General features: G+C 66.6%; 4 protein-coding genes, 1 tRNA gene and 1 pseudogene (1 of these 6 cut by a window edge). 3 read left to right on the top strand and 3 right to left on the bottom strand.

Features of this window, described 5'->3' with window-relative positions; translation table 11 throughout:
- A partial coding sequence (locus E6G06_05215) for a hypothetical protein (GenBank protein ID TML92782.1) occupies positions 1-425 on the bottom strand: 425 nt, incomplete at its 3' end.
- A 435-nt stretch (positions 426-860) separates the two neighbouring features.
- Complete coding sequence (locus tag E6G06_05210; protein TML92781.1) at positions 861-1,052, bottom strand: helix-turn-helix domain-containing protein; 192 nt, start codon at positions 1,050-1,052, stop codon at positions 861-863.
- Positions 1,053-1,175: 123 nt separating this feature from the next.
- On the opposite strand from E6G06_05210, the gene E6G06_05205 reads away from it, so the two are divergent.
- Both E6G06_05205 and E6G06_05200 read left to right on the top strand, forming a co-directional pair.
- The gene (locus tag E6G06_05205; protein ID TML92780.1) at positions 1,176-2,000 is read left to right on the top strand and encodes a hypothetical protein; all 825 of its coding nucleotides are present in this window, start codon (positions 1,176-1,178) and stop codon (positions 1,998-2,000) included.
- Positions 1,958-3,157, top strand: a complete 1,200-nt coding sequence (locus E6G06_05200; GenBank protein TML92779.1) for a site-specific integrase — start codon at positions 1,958-1,960, stop codon at positions 3,155-3,157. Before E6G06_05205 ends, E6G06_05200 begins: the two co-directional genes overlap by 43 nt.
- Positions 3,158-3,219: 62 nt before the next feature.
- On the opposite strand, the gene E6G06_05195 is transcribed toward E6G06_05200, so the two are convergent.
- Positions 3,220-3,306, bottom strand: a tRNA-Leu gene (locus E6G06_05195).
- A 67-nt stretch (positions 3,307-3,373) separates the two neighbouring features.
- On the opposite strand from E6G06_05195, the pseudogene E6G06_05190 reads away from it, so the two are divergent.
- Positions 3,374-4,014 (top strand): annotated as a pseudogene (locus tag E6G06_05190) (DUF2662 domain-containing protein); it runs 469 nt beyond the window's last position.

Genomic DNA, 4,014 nt, shown 5'->3' with positions numbered 1-4,014 from the left:
TGGTCAAGCGCGACGTAGACATGCACACCGCGGCCGCTGGAGACGAGGAACGAGTCGCCCCGGACCAAACGCGCGATGAGCTTCGCCTGGCGGTCGCCCAGCTCTCCGTCGATGTCCGCCCACGCGAACCGGCCGGGCAGCGCGTGCTCCTGGCGTCTGCGCGGTTCCGACATCAGAAGTGGGCACACATAGGAATCTCCGCCGTGCGTCGCAATGCCCAGCGCGTCCGTCAGCAGGCGGCTGCGCTCTCCAGGCCAACGGTACTGCTTCTCCTCCCACCTGCGATGCGAGAACTTGCCGTGGTCGTCGTAGTAGGGCTCGCGGCCGAACGCGCAGGCTGCGAAACCTTCTGACTGCTCAGACCAAAGTTGGTCGACGAACCGCTCGCCCTGTTCGGGCCGGAGCAGCGGTTCGTCGGTGAGCAATGTCGACAACGTCATAAGCCCGGAAGCTCAGGTCGTCCCGAAATTCGCCGAGGGACCGGCTGCAAAAGCTCCTGTCGCCCGGCGTAGGGCGAGGAGGTCGGTCGCGTCGGGCACACGAACACATCCCGGTCGCCCGAGTAGTAGATCTCGTAGAGGTTCTCCATCGAGTTCGCTACACGCTCAGGATGCCCGGGCCGCTCAAGGTCGGGGACGAGGGCCTCGACCGTGGCCATGCCAGTCGGTTCACTGAAATCGACCTCGGCATGACGGCCCAGGCCACGATGCGTTCGCGCTTGAACCACGCGTCGCCTTCGTCCGGGTCATCAATGCGGGTTACGAGCCACCAATCAACGGCCGGCACGACCGACGAGATTCGATCGGGAGCGGGTCGTGGCAACTCTTGCGCAGGCGCAGCGAGTCGCTGGTCTGCCGCGCTCACGCCGCGTCGGTGTCGATGCCGAGGAGAGCGAGCAGCTTCGCCGTGGGCACGACCAACCGACGCCCCAACCGGATCGTCGGAATTTCACCGCGCGCCGCCGCCTCGTAGGCCGAGCTTCGGCTGATCTTCAGGATCTTGCCGGCGCGGGGGATCGGGATCGTGGGCTCCTGCACCGGATCGGGCAACATCAGGGCTTCCTCCTTCGGACCATCCGTGATATACGTTGGTCACGGACAATCTATGACGCACGAGGACTAGGTGTGAAGGAGAGATTTCGTATTACTGACTGGCGGCCCGGCGCTCCACTGCCGATGGCAACGCGCTTCCCGATCAAGCTCGTCAGCGACGAACTCGTGGAGGAGGACCGCAGCTGGGGCTCCGGCAAGGGTCACGATGAAGACGTCGTCGAGATCCCTGACGAGCTCTATCTCCGAGAGGTCCGTGATCTCGACCTCGGGAATGCTGACGACGTAGCCAGCTTCGCGAACACTTACGGCCTACCGGCTCATCCCGGCGAACTCGTCGCCTCGCTCCCCAGGCCTCGGATCTCCTACCCCTTCCTTGCGCATGAGGCTGAGGATCGGGCGATAGCGCGGCGAGCGTTTATTCGGGTTTCCCACGCCTATCCCCAATTCACTGACCCGAAGCAGTGGAGGGACCGTAACGCCTACCACGTTGACGAGTTGCGTCTGCACCTACGCGTCATTCGCGCGCTCGCCGGTTTCTGGGTGGCTCACCAAGCCGACGCCTCACCGCAGAAACTGCTCGCCGCATGGCGCGACGAGGCTTTCGATGTTGCGACGGTCGCTCAGGCACGAGAGAACTTTGAGCTATTCCTCAATCCCGGCCTGCGGCCGTTCACCCCTCGAGTCGCCGTCGGAGCGCACTTCATCTACCGGTACCCGCTCCAGGCGGTGCTGTGCCTTCAGCTCTTCAACCACATCGCGGAGGATGCGACGTTCCGGGAGTGCGAAAACGAGACCTGTCATCGCCTATTCGTCCGACAACGAGGCCGCGCTGCCCACGGACAGCATCGCCGGTCAGGAGTGAAGTTCTGCTCGAGCAGCTGCGCCCAAGCCCAGACGCAACGCGAATGGCGTCGGCGAGACGCCAACAAGAAGGGAGCACGCCGGTGAGAGGCCATATCGCCAAACGGGGAAAGACTTGGACGTACTGGATCGAGCTCGCGCCCGGCCCCGACGGTCGGCGGCGTCAGAAGACAAAGGGCGGCCACCGAACGAAGAAGCTGGCCGAAGACGCTGCGAACGAGCTCATCGCGGCCCTGCAGAACGGGACGTACATCGAGCCAACGCGAGTTACCGTCGGGCAGTTTCTGCTCGAGCAGTGGGAACCAGCGATCCGCGCCACCATCCGGCCCTCGACGTTCGCCAGCTACGACATGCACGTACGGAAGTACCTCGTGCCGCGCCTCGGCGGTATCCAACTTCAGAAGCTCACGTCACCAGCCATCAACGCCCTCTACGGTGAGCTGTTGCACCCAGCCGACGGCGGCCGCGGTCTGAGCGCTTCAACCGTCCGGCGCATTCACGCGACCCTGCACAAGGCCCTCCGCGACGCGCTGCGCTGGCAACTCGTTGTCCGCAACGTCGCAAGCGCGGCTGACCCGCCCCGCGCTTCCCGGCCGGAGATGCACGTGTGGACCGCTCCTCAACTCCGAGCCTTCCTAAACGGCGTTAGCGACTCGCCACACGCCGCGCTGTGGACGTTCTATGCGCTCACTGGAGCCCGCCGCGGCGAGGGCCTCGGGCTCCGCTGGGCCGACGTCGACCTCGACGGCCGACGCGCTGCCATCCGTCAGACCGTCATCCCCCTGCGGACGGGTACCGCATTCTCCGAGCCGAAGACGGACAAGGGCCGGCGCTCGATCGCACTCGACGACGACACGGTCGCCGTCCTTCGGCGCCATCGCCGGGCGCAGCTCGAGGACCGGCTTGCAGTCGGTGTCGGTTACAACGACATCGATCTCGTGTTCGCTCGGCCGGACGGAGCGCCCCTGAACCCCGAGTGGATCTCCCGCACGTTCACTCGCCTCGCTCGACGGCTCGGCCTGCCGCAGATCCGGCTCCATGATCTTCGCCACACCCACGCGACCCTGGCCCTGGTGGCCGGCGTCGCGACCCGCGTCGTCGGCGACCGTCTTGGCCACAGCGCGCTCGCGGTCACTGCCGACACCTACCAGCACGTGACGCTCGACCTCGAGGAGGACGCCGCCGAGCGCGTCGCCCGCCTGGTCTTCGGTGAACCTGACGACCCGTCGTTAGCAGTCCGTTAGCAAGACCGGGTCGAGCGCGATTGGCAACGCGACGCCGCGCGAGTATCGCAGCAGGTCAACACGGGTGGGCGAGGGGGGACTTGAACCCCCACATCCTTTCGGACACAGGAACCTGAATCCTGCGCGTCTGCCAATTCCGCCACTCGCCCGTGGGGGTCGCCACCTTACCGCTGTCGATCGAGTGGCCCGCTGGTGCCTGGGTAAGCTCCGCCCTCAATGGGTCTGCAGCAGTTCGAGCGACGGCTCGAGCGTCTGGTCGAGGGTGTCTTCGCCAAGGCCTTCCGCAGCGGTGTCCAGCCCGTCGAGATCGGGAGACGTCTACGGCGGGAGATGGACCAGCACCGCTCGATCGGCGTGCGCGGCACGATGGTGCCCAACCACTTCACCGTCGCCGTCAGCCCGACCGACCACGAGAACTTCCAGAGCTTCGCCGACAGCCTCACCCGCGACCTGGCCGACTACGCGCGTGAACACGCCCGCGAGGAGCACTACACGTTCGTGGGGCCGGTGCTCGTCGAGCTCACGGCCGACGCCGGCCTGGGCGCAGGCCAGTTCCGCGTGTCCGCGTCCATCGAGGAGACGACCGGAGGCGGGGCCGTCGGCTCGCTGGTGCTGGCGGACGGACAGCGCATCGGGCTCGGCGACGAGCCGGTCTGCATCGGGCGGCTGCCCGAGTGCGAAGTGCCTCTCACCGACCCCAACGTGAGCCGCCGTCACGCCGAGGTGCGGCGCCAGGGTGCCGACTTCGTGGTCGTCGACCTCGGGTCGACCAACGGCACGCGGGTGAACGGCGCGGGCGTGCGCGAGCAGCGGCTGGCCGACGGCGACGAGATCTCGGTGGGCAACACCAGTCTCCG

The organism is Actinomycetota bacterium (assembly GCA_005888325.1).
Lineage (GTDB): Bacteria > Actinomycetota > Acidimicrobiia > Acidimicrobiales > AC-14 > AC-14.
This window is presented reverse-complemented; position numbering and strand designations above follow the sequence as displayed.

Excerpts from the sequence above, each read along its gene's own strand:
- E6G06_05210 (TML92781.1), bottom strand. The coding sequence starts at position 1,052 with ATGTTGCCCGATCCGGTGCAGGAGCCCACGATCCCGATCCCCCGCGCC.
- E6G06_05205 (TML92780.1), top strand. The coding sequence starts at position 1,176 with ATGGCAACGCGCTTCCCGATCAAGCTCGTCAGCGACGAACTCGTGGAG.
- E6G06_05200 (TML92779.1), top strand. The coding sequence starts at position 1,958 with ATGGCGTCGGCGAGACGCCAACAAGAAGGGAGCACGCCGGTGAGAGGC.